The organism is Bradyrhizobium sp. ORS 375 (genome assembly GCF_000239775.1).
GTDB lineage: Bacteria > Pseudomonadota > Alphaproteobacteria > Rhizobiales > Xanthobacteraceae > Bradyrhizobium.
The window spans coordinates 1-15,545 of sequence record NZ_CAFI01000224.1 but is presented as its reverse complement, the minus strand read 5'-3'; the positions used below and the strand labels follow the sequence as shown (position 1 = coordinate 15,545).

The 15,545-nt window shown below is 66.3% G+C and carries 16 protein-coding genes; 2 read left to right on the top strand and 14 right to left on the bottom strand.

Translation table 11 applies throughout. The features are described from left to right. Positions 1-59 precede the first annotated feature (59 nt). From BRAO375_RS18570 to BRAO375_RS18555, 4 genes are all read right to left on the bottom strand, one after another. Positions 60-986 (bottom strand): 2-hydroxyacid dehydrogenase, encoded by a 927-nt coding sequence (locus tag BRAO375_RS18570; RefSeq protein WP_009028999.1) that lies wholly within the window; start codon positions 984-986, stop codon positions 60-62. Further along, positions 983-2,281, bottom strand: coding sequence for an ArgE/DapE family deacylase (locus tag BRAO375_RS18565; protein ID WP_009028998.1), 1,299 nt, complete (start codon positions 2,279-2,281; stop codon positions 983-985). Before BRAO375_RS18565 ends, BRAO375_RS18570 begins: the two co-directional genes overlap by 4 nt. A 39-nt stretch (positions 2,282-2,320) precedes the next feature. Further along, complete coding sequence (gabT, locus tag BRAO375_RS18560; RefSeq protein ID WP_009028997.1) at positions 2,321-3,598, bottom strand: 4-aminobutyrate--2-oxoglutarate transaminase; 1,278 nt, start codon at positions 3,596-3,598, stop codon at positions 2,321-2,323. A gap of 124 nt (positions 3,599-3,722) precedes the next feature. Further along, a complete protein-coding gene (locus BRAO375_RS18555) occupies positions 3,723-4,607 on the bottom strand; it encodes a LysR substrate-binding domain-containing protein (RefSeq protein WP_009028996.1) in 885 nt (294 codons plus the stop codon). Positions 4,608-4,989: 382 nt separating this feature from the next. Here BRAO375_RS18555 and BRAO375_RS18550 point away from each other — a divergent pair, with 382 nt between their 5' ends. Next, positions 4,990-5,256, top strand: coding sequence for a hypothetical protein (locus tag BRAO375_RS18550; protein ID WP_009028994.1), 267 nt, complete (start codon positions 4,990-4,992; stop codon positions 5,254-5,256). 52 nt (positions 5,257-5,308) lie between these two features. Here BRAO375_RS18550 and BRAO375_RS18545 read toward each other — a convergent pair whose 3' ends face one another. Next, the gene (locus BRAO375_RS18545; protein ID WP_009028993.1) at positions 5,309-5,899 is read right to left on the bottom strand and encodes an NADPH-dependent FMN reductase; all 591 of its coding nucleotides are present in this window, start codon (positions 5,897-5,899) and stop codon (positions 5,309-5,311) included. A 130-nt stretch (positions 5,900-6,029) separates the two neighbouring features. Further along, positions 6,030-6,287, bottom strand: a complete 258-nt coding sequence (locus BRAO375_RS18540; RefSeq protein WP_244423216.1) for a hypothetical protein — start codon at positions 6,285-6,287, stop codon at positions 6,030-6,032. A gap of 385 nt (positions 6,288-6,672) precedes the next feature. On the opposite strand from BRAO375_RS18540, the gene BRAO375_RS18535 reads away from it, so the two are divergent. Next, positions 6,673-7,125, top strand: coding sequence for a hypothetical protein (locus BRAO375_RS18535; RefSeq protein WP_009028991.1), 453 nt, complete (start codon positions 6,673-6,675; stop codon positions 7,123-7,125). A 30-nt stretch (positions 7,126-7,155) separates the two neighbouring features. On the opposite strand, the gene BRAO375_RS18530 is transcribed toward BRAO375_RS18535, so the two are convergent. The 8 genes from BRAO375_RS18530 to BRAO375_RS37475 form a co-directional block, all read right to left on the bottom strand. Further along, a complete protein-coding gene (locus BRAO375_RS18530; RefSeq protein WP_009028990.1) occupies positions 7,156-8,352 on the bottom strand; it encodes an acyl-CoA dehydrogenase family protein in 1,197 nt (398 codons plus the stop codon). A 22-nt stretch (positions 8,353-8,374) separates the two neighbouring features. Further along, positions 8,375-9,151, bottom strand: a complete 777-nt coding sequence (locus BRAO375_RS18525; RefSeq protein WP_009028989.1) for an ABC transporter ATP-binding protein — start codon at positions 9,149-9,151, stop codon at positions 8,375-8,377. A 55-nt stretch (positions 9,152-9,206) separates the two neighbouring features. After that, positions 9,207-10,553 (bottom strand): ABC transporter substrate-binding protein, encoded by a 1,347-nt coding sequence (locus BRAO375_RS18520; RefSeq protein ID WP_009028988.1) that lies wholly within the window; start codon positions 10,551-10,553, stop codon positions 9,207-9,209. Positions 10,554-10,579: 26 nt separating this feature from the next. Then, positions 10,580-11,635, bottom strand: coding sequence for a branched-chain amino acid ABC transporter permease (locus BRAO375_RS18515; protein WP_009028987.1), 1,056 nt, complete (start codon positions 11,633-11,635; stop codon positions 10,580-10,582). After that, positions 11,635-12,525 carry a branched-chain amino acid ABC transporter permease gene (locus BRAO375_RS18510; RefSeq protein WP_009028986.1) on the bottom strand — a complete coding sequence of 297 codons (891 nt, stop codon included), beginning with the start codon at positions 12,523-12,525 and terminating at the stop codon, positions 11,635-11,637. Before BRAO375_RS18510 ends, BRAO375_RS18515 begins: the two co-directional genes overlap by 1 nt. Continuing rightward, positions 12,525-13,442 carry an ABC transporter ATP-binding protein gene (locus BRAO375_RS18505; RefSeq protein WP_009028985.1) on the bottom strand — a complete coding sequence of 306 codons (918 nt, stop codon included), beginning with the start codon at positions 13,440-13,442 and terminating at the stop codon, positions 12,525-12,527. Before BRAO375_RS18505 ends, BRAO375_RS18510 begins: the two co-directional genes overlap by 1 nt. 9 nt (positions 13,443-13,451) lie before the next feature. Further along, on the bottom strand, positions 13,452-14,564 hold the full coding sequence (gene sfnG / locus BRAO375_RS18500; RefSeq protein WP_009028984.1) for a dimethylsulfone monooxygenase SfnG: 1,113 nt from the start codon (positions 14,562-14,564) through the stop codon (positions 13,452-13,454). Positions 14,565-14,967: 403 nt separating this feature from the next. Then, positions 14,968-15,279, bottom strand: a complete 312-nt coding sequence (locus BRAO375_RS37475) for a hypothetical protein (protein WP_139031412.1) — start codon at positions 15,277-15,279, stop codon at positions 14,968-14,970. Positions 15,280-15,545 lie beyond the last annotated feature (266 nt).

Sequence of the window (15,545 nt, the reverse complement as noted above, 5' to 3'; positions counted from 1 at the left end):
GGCTCCGCGCGGGCCGGTCGCCCCGCCGGTCCAGACGCTCGAGTAGGCTCCGCTGCCGCTCAATAGCCGCGTGCGCGATCGACCACGTTCAACAGCGGCCGGCCGCTGAGCAGCCGCCGTGCGTTCTCGGCGACCTGCAGCGTGATCGTCTCCCAGGATGCGATCGCCGCCATGTGCGGCGTCACCAGCACGCCCGGCTCGCGCCATAGCGGATGCTCCGCCGGCAGCGGCTCGTGCTCGAACACGTCGAGCACGGCGCCGCGCAGATGGCCGCCGCCCAGCAGCGCGATGAGATCATCCATCACGACGTGCTCGCCGCGGCTGCACAGGATCAGCGCGGCGCCCTTCGGCAAGCGGCTCAGCCGTGCGGCATTCAAGAGCCCGACTGTCGACGGCGTCAGCGGCAGCAGCGAGACCAGAATGTCCGTCTCGCTGAGGAATGCGTCGAGCGCCTCTGCACCGCTGAACGTCCTGACATCGGCGAGTTGCTTCGGCGACCTCGACCAGGCGCTCACCGTGAAGCCGAGCTGCACGAGACGACGCGCAGCGTCGGTGCCGAGCTCGCCCAGTCCGAGAATGCCGACCCTGCTGTCCTTGGCTGCGCGCTGGTCGTAGCGCTGCCACAGGCCGTCGCGCGCGTTGCTGATGACGCGATCGAAATCGCGATGGAAGTAGAGCGTCGACCACAGCACGAACTCGGTCATCGCCGCGGTGATATCGGGATCGACGATCCGGCACAGCGGCACATCCGGCACGGTGGCATCGGACAGGATGTTGTCGACGCCGGCCGCGATCGAATGGATGAGCCTGAGCCTCCGCATCGATGCGAGCGCACCGGGCTCCGGTTTCCAGCACACCGCGAGCTCGGCCTCGAGAGCCGCAGGCTCCGGCCACGACGCGACGGCCACGCCGGGCAGCTCGCGCGCGAGCAGCGCCTTCATCGGATCCATCAGGCCCGGTCGGCTGAGCAGCGCGACCTTGATCATGCCTTGCGCAGCCCGCACCATTGCGCGACGAACATCGCAATCGACAGCGTCGTCTTGCGCACGCTGTCGAGGTCCACGCGTTCGTCGAACGCGTGCGGGCCGATGCCATAGGGTCCGTAGCACAACGCGGGGATGCCGTAGTCGACGGCGTAGTAGCGGGTGTCGTTGACGGCGGTGGACAACCGCATCTCGAGCGGCTTGTCGAACACGCGCGCATGCACCTCGGCCAGCGCAGCCTCGGCGGCGCTGCCGGGCTCGCACACCGCGGGATCGGCCTGGAAGCCGCTCCACACCAGCTCGACCGGATTTTCCGAAAGGAAGCTGTCGGTGGCTTGCGCCTTGGCGAGACACTGCTCAATCGCGGCCATGGCATCGGCCGGCGTCTCGCCCGGCAGCACGCCGAGCCGGCAATCGAGATCGCACCACGCTGGCGTCGAGCTCGCCCAGTCGCCACCCTTGATGATGCCGACATTGAACTTGATCGGGTTCTTCACGTCGGCGAACCAGGCGTTCGACTTGGCGCGCGCGTTGATCTCGCTGGTGTGCTCCTGGAAGGCGCGGATCAGATGCATCGCCGAAAGGATCGCGTTGGTGCCGGTCTCGGCATAGGCGACATGCACCGGCGTGCCGCGCACGCGCAGGCGGAACCAGATCGCGCCGACCTGGGCGCGCGTCAAGGTGTGGCCGGTCGGCTCGGGGATCAGGCACGCATCAGCCGTGTAGCCACGCATCAAAGTCGAGAGCGCGCCGTTGCCGGTGCTCTCCTCCTCGGTCACCGTCTCCAGGTGAATGCGGCCGTCGGGCACGAAGCCGGCAGCCTTGATGGCGTCGAGCGCGAAGATCATCGCGGAGACGCCGGCCTTCATGTCCTGCGCACCGCGCCCGATCATCCAGCCGTCGCGCACCACGGCTTCGTAGGGCGGGTCGTTCCAGAGATCGGTCGGCCCTTCCGGCACGACGTCGACATGGCCCTGCAGGATCAGGCTGCGGCCCCTGCCCCGGCCGTCGAGCGTCGCGACGACCTGCTTCGAGCCGTCGAGCGCGACATTGTCCATCGGCGCCGCCTTGGGATGACGCATCAGATCGACATCACCGAGGCTGAAGCGATCGACCTTGTAGCCGCGCGCTTCGAACTCAACGGCCAGCCAGTCCTGCACCGGCGCTTCCTCGCCGCGCAGGCTGCGGAACTGCACGAGCTGCTGCAGGAAGGCGACCTGCTTTTTGAAGTTGGCGTCGACAGCGGCGGCGAGCCGCTCCATCACGTCGTTCGGCACGGCCGCTGCTGTTTCAGTCACTCCCAAGCCTCCAGACTTTCCACTCATTCCAGCCGCGGGTCAGGCGGCCAGACATTTTTCCAGGATCGCGAGCCCTTCGTCCACGATCGCATCCGATGCAGTCAGCGGCACCAGGATGCGGATCGTGCTCGCAGTCACGCCGCAGGACAACAGGATCAAACCATTTTCATGGGCGACCCGCGTCACGCGCTTGGTCATCTCGGCATCCGGCTCGTCGCTGCCGCGCTGCTTGAGGATATCGAATGCAACCATCGCGCCAGGACCCCGCGGCTCGGAAACTGGAACCAGAGTGTTGGCACGCGCGAAACGCGCGATCGCGGCGCGGAGCCTGTCGCCGATCGCATTGGCGCGCTCCAGCAGCTTCTCCTGCTCGAACACGTCGAGCACCGCGAGCGCGGCCGCGCAGGCCAGCGGATTGCCGCCATAGGTGCCCCCCAATCCGCCCGGCTCCGCCGCATCCATGATCGCCGCGCGGCCGATCACGCCCGACAGCGGCATGCCGCCAGCGAGGCTCTTGGCGACGCAGATCAGGTCTGGCTGCACGTCGTAATGCTCCATCGCGAACATCTTGCCGGTGCGGCCGAAGCCGGTCTGCACTTCATCCGCGACCAGCACGATGCCGTTGGCATCGCAGATCCGGCGCAGGCCGCGCATCAACTCCGGCGGCGCGGGGTGGAAACCGCCCTCGCCCTGCACCGGCTCGATGATGATGGCGGCAACCTGCGAGGCGTCGATATCGGCCCTGAAGATGAAGTTGATGTAGGACAGCGTGTCCTCGACCGAGACGTTGCTGCCGGCAATCGGGAACGGCGCATGCCAAATGCCCGGCAGTGGCGCGCCGAATTGCTTCTTGTAGGGCATCACCTTGCCGGTCATGGCGTTGGCAAGCGCAGTGCGGCCGTGAAAGGCGCCGGTGAAGGCGATGATGCCGCTGCGCCCCGTGGCGGCGCGCGCGATCTTGATGGCGTTCTCGGTCGCTTCCGCTCCTGTCGTCAGCAGGATCGACTTGGCGGGACCGGAGATCGGCGCCAGCGCGTTGAGCCGCTCGGTCAGCCGCACGTAAGGCTCGTACTGCAGCACCTGGAAGCAGGTGTGGGTGAAGCGGTCGAGCTGGGCGCGGATCGCGGCCACGACATGTGGATGGCAATGGCCGGTGTTGAGCACGGCAATGCCGCCGGCGAAGTCGATATAGCGCTTGCCCTCGACGTCCCAGACCTCGCTGTTGAGGGCGCGGTCGGCAAACAGCGGCGTCGCGTAGCTCACGCCGTGGACGACGGCCTCGTGCCGCCGTGCCAGCAATTGTTCATTCGCAGCCATTCGGCTCGACTCCTTGCGGAAAAATGTCGAGGTCCAGGCTAAGACGGGCGCCGTTCCGATCAATCAGCTTGTTCCTCCTGATAGGTGACTCCAGTGCACCAGAGCGTCGCGGCTGCCGCGTAGCTCAGGCCAGCACCTTCTTCAGCCAGGCACGGAGCGCGACGATGGCGGGCTCGTCCCAGCGCTCCCTGAGCGCCACGAGCTGATACGCACCCATGCGAACCGACGACGGCAGCACCTCGACCAGCGCGCCGCTGCGCACGTCGTCGGCGACGAGGATCTCGTTCGCGAGCGCGACGCCCTGCCCCATCCGCGCCGCCTCGATCGCCAGATGCGCGTGCCACAGCCGCTGCCCACGCAGGCTGACCTGATGCTGATAGCCGGCCAGATCGAACCAGCGCTCCCATTGCAGGGTGGACTCTTCGTGGATCAGCGAGGCTTTGGCGAGACCGCCGAGTGTGGCGATGTCGGGAAAGCGCGCCAGATACGCCGGGCTCGCCACCGGGAACACGCGCGGCCGCGCCAGCTCCTCGGCCATCACGGTGCTGCCCGTTTGCAGTTCCTCGGCATAGACGATCTCGGCATCGGCCTCGCCGCGCGGCAGGTCCGGATGCGACAAGGTCGGCTGCAGGTTGATGTCCCAGTTGCGCGGCGGTCCGGTCAGCTCCGGCAGCCGCGCCAGCAGCCGGCGGTTGGCGAGGCCCGGGATGCACCAGATGTTCAGCGTCGGCCGCGCCACGGGCCGCACCGCCGTGGTGGCGCGCGCGATGATGTCGAAGGCCTGGGTGACCTCGGCGTGGAACTGCCGGCCGACCTCGGTCAGAGCAAGGCCGCGTCCCTCGGCGCGGACCAGCGCCACGCCGAGGCTGCGCTGCAGGTTCTGCAGATGGCGGGAGACGACCGTGTGACTGACCGCGAGCTCGTCGCCAGCGGCGCGAACGCTGCCCCGCCGCCCGACGGCCTCAAAGGCACGCAGCGCAATCAGAGAGGGCAATCGGGGTCGCGTCATGCTCGCACGGTTTCCGCCTGCGCGATCCACGCCCCCGCCCGCAAAAAGGCGAGCCGCCACGAATTGTCGGTTACGCGGCTGATGTCGGAGCGCCGGCCACGGTGGCGGCGTCCGTTGCCGAACGCAGGCATTTCACCCGGAGATGCTGCATCGGCCTTGAGGGCGCTGACGCGCGTGACGCCGCTCTTAGCGCCCGTAGCCGCCCGGCGCCAGCCCCGATCCCGCCACAGTGGCGGCGGCTGCAACCATGCCGCGTAGCCAGTTAACGCGGGAGGCGCATTGGCAATCGATCGTTAGGGATCGCAGCACAGCCCCGACAGCCGCCTCAAAGTTTCCACAATTCAGCTCTGAATCGACGGTGCTTCGAGCAGGAGAACCCCACATGCGGATCACGCCCGTGATCTTCGTCGGTTCGCTGGCTGCCCTCATCGCAACGGCAGCGCCCGCACTGGCGAAGAATTCCCAGAGTCCCAATTCTCAAACACAAAGAACCGACGAGCAGGCCACCTCGTCCTCTCCCTGTCGCGCCTACCAGCAGGACCCCGACGGGACCTGGAAGGAACTGCCCTGCCAAGGTCAGGGCCAGGCTGCGGCCGCGCCGCGCCGACAGCAATCGGTGACCAACACTCCGAGCAGCGCGGCACGCTGAGCGAGACGGCCGGAGCGCACCGGCGCTCCGGCTCTTCTCAGGCTGAGCCGTCTCAGTAGGGCGGCGCCTTGCGTGCCCGCTGTTCCCGGGCCGCCTCGACCCACCACAACAGATCATCGGCGAAGCGTGGGAAGGCGTGCGCGAGCGCCTGGCCGGCATCGCCGGTGGGCTTGCCCTCGGCCGAGAGCGCCTGACCGATAGGGCCGACGGCCAGCGTGCTCGACACCACGACCATGCCCATCTCCGACAAGGTGCCATGCCAGGCGGTGGCAGCGCGCGCTCCTGCCAGCCGGCCGGCCGAGTAGCTCGCGATCGCCGCCGGCCGCCAGAACCATTCCTCGAGAAAGTGGTCGGTGAGGTTCTTCAGCCCAGGCTGCATGCCCCAATTGTATTCGCCGGTCACGAACACGAAGCCGTCGGCGGCGCGGATCTTGGCTGCGAGCTCCGCCATGGCCGCAGGCGCTTCGCCCGGCTTGTATTCCTTGAACATGCGGTCGAGCATCGGCAGGCCGACCGCCTTGGCGTCGATCAGCTCGACGTCCTGCCCCTTGCCGCGCAATCCGTCCACGACGAACTGTGCGAGCCGGATTCCCATCCGGTCGGAGCGATAGGAGCCGTAGAGGACGAGAATGCGATTGCTCATGGCGGGTCAACTCCTGGCCGGATGATCCCTGCCAGTCTATCACGCCGCGCTGCAAACCATGTCATGGTGGAAGGAGCGCCGCGGATCGACGGATCGGCGGCGCGTCGTCGTCAAGTCGAAGGGCGCGAGCTCAGCGCGTCACCGAGGCCGAGGCGGAGCGCTCGGTCGGACGTCCGAACACGCTGCGGCAGCCGTCGCTGAGGCTGGCGCGCTGCTTGACCATGCAGGCGATGATGCGCTCGCGATCGGGAATCTCCGACGAGCACAGCCGGAACACGTCGCCGGTGCACAGCCGCCGCTGGTCGTCTTCCGTGAAGGCATGACCCGCGCGCGGGCTGGCGATCATCGCCAGCGCAAGCCCTGCTACCGCCACATTCAAGTTCCGCATCCTGAACAGATGAGTTCGCATCTCGGTCCCCAATTCGCCCGCTGTTTGTCCGGTTCGATTGCCGGTTCGATCGCCGGTTCGATCGCCGGTTCGATCGCCGGTTCACCCGCTGCTTTCGCGCCGCCGCGAAGCAGTTGCCGCCGCAGAATCAAATGATGACACAGAGCCGAGCGCCTTCAACAAGCGGTCGTCTCACTGCACCACTATTTTGTCGGCTGTTGCATCTGCGACTCCATGATGGGCTTCGGAACCTGTGAGACGCCGCCAAATTGTCATTAGGCGAACGCAATCCGGCCCAGGCGCGCCCACACTCTCGCGGCGTAGTGACGACGAACGATGGTGCTTCGGGCCATCGCACCCAGAGTCGATGGTTGGAGTTGAAGCCATGGCGTACACGATGATCGCCGAGCGGGAGCAGCAGAAGATCCGCAAGCAGCGCGAAAGCGCGCTGATCGTGATCGCCAATGCGCAGGTGATGGAAGCCGAAGGCTGGAATGTCGTGATCACTGACGAGGACGGCAACACCCTGCCGCTCGCCGAGTTCGAAGCCGGCCTCTCGCAGAAATTCTCGTCCTGGTACAAGGCCAAGTCGCGGCCGGTGGTGCCGACGACCATTCCCGGACCAAACCTGTTCGCGGAGCCCGCCAACGACGACGCCGGGCCGGAAGATGTGGTCGCCGCCGAGCTCGCCGCCGAAGCGATCGAGACCGACGTCGCAGCCGAGGTGAAGGACATCGCCGAGGACGATTTCGAAACGGCCGAGGCGGCCAACGCCGCCCCCGGCGAGAAAGCCGAGCGCGAGGAGACCGCGCTCGACGCCGACGCAATGGCCGACTAGCGCCGCGGTGCGCCGCAGCACCGGCGTTGGTCACTCCCCGCCTTCGTAGAACAGCTCGAGCGGCAGCCCGACCTGCGCCTTGCCGATCCATTCGCGTGCGATGACGTTGGACGGCCCCATTGCGATCGCCGCGCGGGCGTCGCGGAAAGCGCGCTCGATCGGCCCGCGGTGATAGCCGTAGCCGCCAGTCACCGTCAGCGCTGATGACGCCACCTTGTTGGCGACCTCGGCGGCGTGGACCTTGAACTCGGTCAGCGGGATCAGGATCTCGCTCTGCGGCCTGCCGGCGCGCCAGAGCTCGTCGAGCTTGTGTGCCAGCTCGATCCGCCACGGCCGCAGGCTCTCGACCAGCACCTTGGCGGCGCCGAGCTCCTGCCGGATCGCCTGGTAATCCGACAAGCTCCTGTTGCGGTCCTTGTGCACGAAGCCGGTGGTGTGCGCGACCGCAGCATTGAGCACGCCGCGCGCCAGCCCCTCCCACACCGCTCCGAGCCCAATCAAGTAGACCGGCGAGACGCCGTCATAGATGATCTCCTTGCCCTGCCCCTCCGCGCCAAGCCGGTCGCGCTTGGGCACGTGGACGTTCTTGTAGCTGATGCCGCCAGAATGATTGGCCCGCACCCCGAGCGCCTCCCATGGCTTGGACTCGATGCCATCGGCCTTGCCGTCGACGATGAAGAAGATGATGTCGGCCTGGTCCCTGGCGCCGGGCGTGCGGGTCTGCGCGACGTAGAAGTCGGCCTGGCCCGAGCTGGTCGTGAACGACTTGTCGGCGTTCAGACGATAGTCGTCGCCGTCGCGCGAGGCCTCCGACAGATTGTACCACCAGTGGCCGCCGGTGGCGCGCTCGCTGGTCGAGTAGGTCCCGAGCAGCCGGCCATGGTCGGCTTTCAGCCAGCGCTCCTTCTGGTCGTCGGTGCCGAACAGATTGATGGTCTGCGCCGCGCCGACATGCATGACGTAGACGAGGCCGGTCGAGGCGTCCGCCTGGCCGATGCGGTAGGCCGCCTCGGCGAAATCGACGTGCCCGAGCCCGAGCCCGCCGAAGCGCGGCTCGTTCAGCACACCGGTCCAGCCGGCCTCGGCCAGCGCGAGCAGGCTGTCGCGCGGAAACCGGCCTTCACGATCGTTGCGATCGGCGTTGGCCTTGACCACCTGCTCGATGGTCGCGTCGAGCTGCTCATAGGGCGCAGCCTCGAGCTTGCGGGCGGCGGTACTTGTCGGCATGGGGATCTCCTCGCTGGTGTAGTCAGGCCACGGCCTGGGTGGTCTCAGCCGGCGCAGTGGCGCCGCCGAGATAGAGATGTTTGATGTCCGGACGCTGCCGGAGCTCGCGCGCGGGACCTGCAAGCACGCTGCGGCCGCCTTCGAGCACGATGGCATGGTCGGCGAAGCGCAGCGCCACGGTTGAGTTCTGCTCGGCCACCAGGATCGAGAGCCCCTCTTCGCCGTTGAGCCGCTTGAGCGCGCGAAAAATGCTTTCGACCACCAGGGGCGCCAGCCCCATCGATGGCTCGTCGAGCACCAGCAGCCGGGGCCGCGACATCAGCGCGCGGCCGATCGCCGTCATCTGCTGCTCGCCGCCGGAGGTGAGGCCAGCCACGGAGCGGCGGTGCCGTGTCAGTTGGGGAAACAGAGCGTAGACGCGCTCCAGATCGGCACTCACCTCGCCGCGACTGGCATCGCGGCCGATCGCGCCGGTGATCAGATTCTCCTCGATGCTCAGCGAGGCGAAGCAATGCCGGCCTTCGAGCACCGGCACGAGCCCGGCGCGGACCAACTGCGCGGCCGAGGACGACGAGACGTCGCGTCCGTCATAGATGATCCGTCCGCTTGTGATCTGGCCGCGCCGCGCGGGCAGCAGCGCCGAGATCGCCTGCAAGGTCGTCGACTTGCCCGCGCCATTGGCACCGAGTACCGCGATGATCTTGCCGGCGTGAACCGCGAACGATACGTCGCTGACCGCGCAGATTGCCTGGTCATAGGTCGCAGCGAGATGCTCGACCGACAGCAGCACGTCACTCATGATGGGAGTCCTCGAAAAGAGATGCGCGGGAGCACCGCCCCCGCGCACGCTGGCCTTACTGCCCGACCGGATCGTCACCCGAGGTGCGGATCTTGATGCCGCGCTCCTGCGCGTAGGCGGTCGACGACTTCTCGATGATCGGGCGCAGCGCGGCCCAGTCCGGCGAGATCCAGTCGGAGACGACCTTCCACTTGGCGCCGTCCCATTGCTGGAAGGTCACGCGGCCATTGCCCTCGTGGTTGTCCCAGGTGACGTTGATCGAGTGGAACAGGCCCTTGGCGCCGAGCGCCTCGACGCGCGCGGGATCGAGCTGGAGATGCTCAAAACCCCAGCGCACCTCGTCACCGGTCAAGGTCCGCTTGCCGAACTTCTCCTGCGCGATCCTGACCGCCTCGACGTTGAGGATGCCGTTCACGATGCCGAGATTGTGGTAGACGCTGCCGATGCGCTTCTTGTCGTCGAGATTGCCCTTGCCCGCGCCGTAGACGGTCTTGATCACCTCCTGCAGCACCGGGTACTCGGCGCCCGAAGCCTGGGTGGTGATCGCAACATAGCCCTTGGCGGCATCGCCGGCCGGGATCACGTCCTCTTCCGAGTTGGACCAGACATTGCCGATGATGTGGTCGACCGGAAAGCCGGTCTTCTGCGCCGTCTTCAGCGCCACCGGATTCATCACGCCCCAGCCACGCAGCACGACATAGTCGGCCTTGGCGCGGCGGATCGACAGCCATTGCGACTGCTGCTCGTTACCGGGATGCGGCACCTCGATCTGCTCGAGCTCGAAGCCGTATTTGTCGGACAACAGCTTGTAGATCGGGATCGTCTCCTTGCCGTAGGGCGAGCCGTGATACAGCACCACGATCTTCTTTCCCTTCAGCTTCTCAGCTCCGCCCTCGCGCGTGGCGATGTAGTTCACGATACCCGAGGTCTCGCTATAGGGATTGAGCAGCAGTGGGAACACGTAAGGAAACACGCGGCCGTCGGTGGAGTCGGTGCGGCCGTGGTTGATGGTGATCAGCGGCACCTTGTCTTTGCTGATGCGGTCGATCATCGCATAGGCGATGCCGACGGAGAGCGGATTCCAGGCGGCAACGCCGGGACGGCTCTTCAGCCGCTCATAGACCTCGACGCCGCGCTCGACCTCGTATTGCGTTTCGCCCTCGTCCCAGGTCAGCTTGACGCCGTTGACGCCGCCGTCGCGGATGTTGATCAGGTTGAGATAATCGATGAAACCGCCGAAGAAGCCGGTGCCGCCGGCCGCATAGGGCCCGACGCGATAGCTTTGCAGCGGGAAAAACTGCTCGTCCGCTTTGGCCTGGGGTATGAAGGTCGGCAGGCTGGTGACCAGCCCGAGGGCGAGCGCCGCCCCTAAAGCCAGCTTTGCGTGTCTGAATGTCGTCATCGTGTCTCTCCTTGTGGGTGACTGGTTCAGGACTGGGATGAACGGAGGCGGCGCGCTGCCGCGACGGCACGGTCGATCAGCGCGACCAGGCCGCGCGGCTCGGCGATCAGAAAGGCGATGATCAGCGCGCCGATCACGATGCGCTGGCTCATCTCGAGCACGCCGGAATCGAACACGCTGCCGAGCAACGCAGCGCCGAGCCGCGACAGCAGCAGCGGAAACACCACGATGAAGGCCGCACCGATAAAGGCACCGCGCAGCGAGGCCAGCCCGCCGATGATGATGATGAACAGGATCTGGAACGAGCGATCGAGGTTGAATCCGGCCGGCTCGACCGTGCGCAGGTAAGCGAACGCCCAGAGCACGCCGGCGACGCCGATCAGGAATGACGAGATGCCGAAGGCGAGCAGCTTGGTGCGCAGCAGCGGCACGCCGATCACCTTGGCCGCGACCTCGTGGTCGCGCACCGCGATGAAGTTGCGCCCGATCTGCGAGGCCAACAGCCGCGCCGTCAGCGCGGTGGCGACTGCGACGATCGACAGCGAGAACACGTAACGGCCGGTCGCCGAGGTGAAGCTGAGGCTGCCGATGCGGATGACCGGCGCATCGATCACCCCGGAGGCATTGTCGTTGGAGAACCAGCCGAACTTGGTGAGCGCCCACTGCACGAAGAACTGCGCCGCCAAGGTCGACACCGCAAGATAGAAGCCGCGCAGCCGCAGGCTCGGCAGGCCGAACACGATTCCGACGGCCGCGGCAATGGCCCCTGCCAGCACGATGTCGGCGAGGAGCGGCAGGCTCGGCAATCTCAGATTGAGATTGTAGGCCGCATAAGCGCCGACCGCGAGGAACGCCGCCGAGCCCAGCGACACCTGGCCGGCATAGCCGGTCAGGACATTGAGCCCGATCGCGGCCAGCGCCAGCGCCAGGAACGGCGTCAGCACCGCGTCCATCAGATAGTCCGATCCGATCCACGGCACTAGCCCGTAGCCAAGCAGGAGCAGCAGCGCGACGCCGAGCAGGTTCGGAGTGAGCCAGGACAGTCGCGTGGGCGCTACGGTGGTTTCGGTGATCGTGGTCATCACACCCGCTCCACCAGCTTCTGGCCGAACAGGCCGGACGGCCGCACCAGCAGCAGCGCCAGCGCGACCACATAGGCCGCCCACGCCTCGATGCCGCCGCCGAAGAAGGGCCCGACATAGACCTCCGCGAGCTTCTCGATCGCGCCGATCAGCAGGCCACCGACGATCGCGCCGGTGATGGAATCGAAGCCGCCGAGCACAAGCACCGGCAGGGCCTTCAGCACCACCAGCGACAGCGAGAACTGCACGCCGAGCCGCGCGCCCCACAGCAGCCCCGCAACCAGCGCAACGATGCCGGCCGCCGTCCACACCGCGGCCCAGACGCGCGGCAATCTCAGGCCGACCGCGAGCGCGGCAAACTGATCGTCGGCGACCGCGCGAAACGCGAGCCCGGTGCGGGTGTAGCGGAAGAACAGCGTGAACAGCGCCACCAGGCTGCCGGCCACGGCCGCCGCAAACAGATCGAAGCGGCTGATGAAGACGCCCGCGATGTCGAACGGGATATCGCTGACGCCGATCTCCAGCCCGTGGACCTGCGTGCCCCACAGCAACTGGGCGGCTCCTTCGATCACATAGGACAGGCCGAGAGTCGCCATGAACAGGGTGATCGGCGGCTGGTTGATCAACGGCCGCAGCACGGCCCGCTCGATCGTGATGCCGAGCGCCACCATGATGGCGAGCGTCGCAAGCAGCGCCAACGCGAACGGCGTGCCGCGCTCGACCAGGCTGACGAAGGTCAGCGCCGCGAACAGCAGCATCGCGCCTTGCGCGAAATTGAGCACGCCCGAAGTCTTGTAGATCAGCACGAAGCCGATCGCGACGAGCGAGTACATTACGCCTGACAGCAGGCCGCCGACGAGCACCTCGATGAGAAACTGAGTGTCGAACATCAGATCGCGAGCTCCGTCTCGTCCTCATGGGCGACGCCGAGATAGGCATCGATCACCGCCTGATTGGTCTTGATCTCGGCCGGCGGTCCGTCCGCGATCTTGCGGCCGTAATCGAGCACGGCGATGTGGTCGGAGAGACCCATGACGATGCCGATATCGTGCTCGATCAGCACGATGGTGGTTCCGTAGCGGTCGCGTGCGCCGCGCACGTGCTGCGCCAGCTCCTGCTTCCCGCTCAGCGTCACGCCGGCAAAGGGCTCGTCGAGCAGCAGCAGTTTTGGACGCGCCACCAGCGCGCGCGCCAGCTCGACCCGCTTCTGCAGGCCGTAAGGCAGCGAGCCGGCGATGCGGTCGCGCACCTCCTGGAGATGCAGGAAGCCGATCACCTCCTCGGCCGCGGCGCGGTTCTCGGCTTCGATCCGCCGCGCCGCGGGGCTGCCGACGAGCTGCCGGATGAAGCCGGTGTGGACGCGATGCGCCAGCCCAATCAGCACATTGTCGAAGGCCGAGAGCCCGTTGAACAGAGCGAGGTTCTGAAAGGTGCGGGCTACGCCAAGGCGCGCGAGCTGCGCCGTCGGCACCTGCCGGAACGCATGATCGCCGAACCAGACCTCGCCCTGGTCAGGCCGGTAGAGCCCGCTGACCACGTTGAGCAGCGAGCTCTTGCCGGCACCATTGGGACCGATCACCGCGCGGATCTCGCCCTCCGCGACGTCGAGATCGACATCGCGAAGTGCCGTGAGGCCGCCGAACGACAGCGAGATGTTGGCGAGCCGCAGCACCGCGCGCGGGCCGCCCGACACCTGGGCGCCCGGCGCAGCAGCTGGCTCGGTGTCGAGCACCTGACGCGCCGTCCCCGGAGCCCACGTCTCCAGGGCCAGCACGTCCAGCGAGGTGGTGAGCGCGCTCAACAGCATCGCCGTGCCCTACTCCGCCGCTTGGACGCGCACGCCCGCTTTGGCCGCAGCCTTGGCCTCGAGCTCACGCACCAGCGGGATCACGTGCTTGCCGAAATAGGCAACCTCCTCCTGAAAGTGCAGGAAGCCGAGCAGGACGAGATCGACTCCGACCTCCTTGAGCGCGACGATGCGCTCGGCGATCTGCTGCGGCGTGCCGATCAGATTGGTCTTGAAGCCGTCATTGTACTGGACGAGATCCTCGAAGGTCGATTTCGCCCAATTGCCCTCGCGCTCCGGCGAGGCCTTGCCGGCATTGGCCACCTCGTGCGCGAAGGCATGCACCGCCTCCGGATTGGCGTGGTCGATGATATCCTTGAGGACAGCCTGTGCCTCGGCCTCGGTATCGCGCGCGATGGCAAAGGCATTGACGCCGATCTTGACGTGGTGGTTGTTGGCCTTCGCCTTGGCCCTGATGTCGTCGACCTGCGCCTTGATGCCCTCGACCGAGTTGCCGTTGGTGAAGTACCAGTCGGAGACGCGCGAGGCCATGTCGCGCGCCGCGCGCGAGCTCCCGCCCTGGAAGATTTCCGGCTGCGGGTCGATCGGCTTTGGCTTCAGCGAGTAGTTCGTGAAGCGGTAGAAGTCGCCGCGGAGATTGAAATTGTCCTCCGTCCAGATGCCCCTGAGCGCGCGGATGAACTCCTCCGAGCGGCGATAGCGCTCGTCGTGATCCAGCCACGGCTCGCCGATCGCCGCGAACTCGCCGCGGAACCAGCCGCTGACGATGTTGACGGCGACGCGTCCCTGGGTGAGGTGATTGATGGTCGCGATCTGCTTGGCAACGACGGCGGGATGCCATGGTCCGGGCAGAATCGCAGCGATCACTTTGAGCTTGGTGGTCGCCTCGAGCAACGCATGGCTGAACGAGACGGACTCATGCTGATACTCGGCGCCATAGCCGGCGGTGAAGCGGATCTGGCTCAGCGCGTAGTCGAAGCCGCTCGCCTCCGCGATCTGCGCCAGCTTCTTGTTGTAGCCGATGTCCCAGCTGGTGCGCTGCTCGATAGTGGAGATCACCAGGCCACCCGAGACGTTGGGCACCCAATAGGCGAATTTGATCGACGAATCCCTGGTCGTCATAGGCTTTCCTCACTTGTCCTGATCGTCATCAATGCCGCTCCGCCTCGATGAGGACGGCCGCCGGCATCTGCGCTGCCGACCCGGCAGCACATTGGGTTGCGGAGTGATGTCGCTTGATGAGCAGGCTGCGCCTGCCGGTGCCGAGGCGTCGACGCGCCCCGGCCGTCATGTCAGTTGGATCAACAGAACCAGGCGCAGACCATGCGCGACAGGCATCCATTCATGCGCGACAGCGCTTCACTGGAGTCATGGCCGCTGTTGCCGATCATGCAAATCCCCTCTGTCAATCACTGTTCGACCGACGCACGAAGTCTCGCAGAGAAGCTGTACTGCAGCGAGTCCAAGACCGTCTCTTTTTGGATGAGGAGGTAAAAACGTCTTCCGTAGTTTGGCCCGACGTGGATCAATTTTGCTTCCGGCCCTGTTTCGGTTCCGTCGGCCGAGACTTCATCATCGAACACGGACTAATAGAAACAAATCCCGGCCATCCGATCGTCGGACCGATCTCGAAGAAAGAAGAAGAACACTGCCCGTCGGGCAAATCAGTGCGAATTCTTCCATGATGTTCGAGCATCCAAAGGTTGAACGGAGCGATCGCGCGCTGCGCGTAGAAGCGATTTTCTCCAGACGCATCAAGCTGATTTGCCCTGTCCAGTCCGGCGGCCAAAAATATTCCGCTTTTCCTAAAACAAATTCGATGCTCTTGTGGCGCCATCTCCCGCTCGCAGGAGGGGCGGTTCGCGGTCGTCACGGACGTGGAGCGGGAGGAGCGGTGGACGCGATGGCAGCGCAGCGCTTGAAGCGCCGACGAACGATGCCGTTGCGTACGGTCAAGTCGCGTGGTCCTGGCATCCCGACGCTGATGCCCCCGCGGTGGCGTGCCTCACGGCGCGTCATCGTGCACGGTGACCAGAACGCCCGGCGCACCGGGGAGAACGCGAAGCAGCCGTGAAAACCATCGCGCGGGGAATGCCGGTTGTC